1 protein-coding gene and 1 pseudogene are annotated in these 1093 nt (G+C 71.4%); both read left to right on the top strand.

The window, feature by feature from the left end:
* Positions 1-401, top strand: a pseudogene (locus FJV41_RS49280) (sodium:proton exchanger); the annotation flags it as partial.
* Positions 398-1093: cation:proton antiporter (locus tag FJV41_RS49275; RefSeq protein ID WP_497812679.1), on the top strand; the 696-nt coding region annotated here is incomplete at its 3' end. The pseudogene FJV41_RS49280 and the gene FJV41_RS49275, both read left to right, overlap by 4 nt.

Here is a 1093-nt window from a genome sequence, read left to right as displayed (position 1 = left end):
GGCGGGTGGAGCGGCCGGTGTTCCTGGTGCTGGTGTTCCTGGTCGGCTGCGGGGTGTACACGCGCGACTGGGCGGCGTGGGCGCTGGTGCCGGGCTTCGTGGGGCTGCGCTTCCTGGGGAAGGTGGTGGGCGGCACGTTCGCGCAACGCCTGGCCCAGGGCGTGTTGGAGCTGCCACCCCGGGTGGGCTACGCGCTCATCGCCCAGGGCGGCCTCGCGTTGTGTCTGGTCGCCGAGTACCAGCTCCTCGTCCCGGGTGGACTGTCGCGCCGCGTGCTGGACGTGGTGGTGGTGGGCGCGGTGGTGAACGAGCTGTTGGCCGGTCAGGCCTTTCGCCAGGTCACCGCGCCGTCGCCCCGCCCGCGGCCCGTGGCTCCTCCGGACGTGGGGGTGGCGACATGAAGAGCGCGGTGTTGCGGCTGCTGTTGTTGATGGGGCTGTTGGCCATCATCAGCCGGGCCCAGGTGTTGCGCGCGGACTCCGGCACGCCGGTGACGCTGGCGGCGGGGGCGCTGCTTTTGTGTGGCCTGTTCGCGGGCAAGGTGGCCAAGGGGATGGGGTTGCCCCGGCTCACGGGGTATCTGTTGGTGGGCGTGGCGGTGGGGCCGTATGTGCTGGGCTTCATCCCGGGCGAGGGCGTGAAGGGCCTAGACCTGGTGAAGGGGCTGGCGGTGAGCCTCATCGCGCTGGTGGCGGGCACGGAGCTGCGCCTGGGGCTCATCCGCCGTGTCGGCGCGCGGGTGGCGCTTTTGTGCGCGGCCGTGTGTGGCGTGACGTTCGTCGTGTGCTTCGGGGCGACCATCGCGCTCAAGCCCCTGTTGCCCTTCCTGGCGCCCCTGACGCTGCCGCAGGCGCTGGCGGTCAGCGCGTTGATGTCCACGGTGGTGGTGTCGTTCTCGCCCACGGTGACCATCGCCATCGTCCAGGAGACGAGCGCGCGGGGCTCGTTCACCGAGTTCCTGATGGCGCTGGTCATCATCGGCGACCTGTTCGTGATGGTGGCCTTCGCGCTGGCGGCGGGACTCACGCGCGCGAGCTTCGGCGGCGGCCTGGATGTGGCGGGGCTCTTGAGCGGGGTGGGGTGGGAGCTGTTC

This window comes from Myxococcus llanfairpwllgwyngyllgogerychwyrndrobwllllantysiliogogogochensis, assembly GCF_006636215.1.
GTDB lineage: Bacteria > Myxococcota > Myxococcia > Myxococcales > Myxococcaceae > Myxococcus > Myxococcus llanfairpwllgwyngyllgogerychwyrndrobwllllantysiliogogogochensis.
Note: the sequence above shows the minus strand (reverse complement) of the source record. Positions and strands in the feature narration are given on the sequence as shown.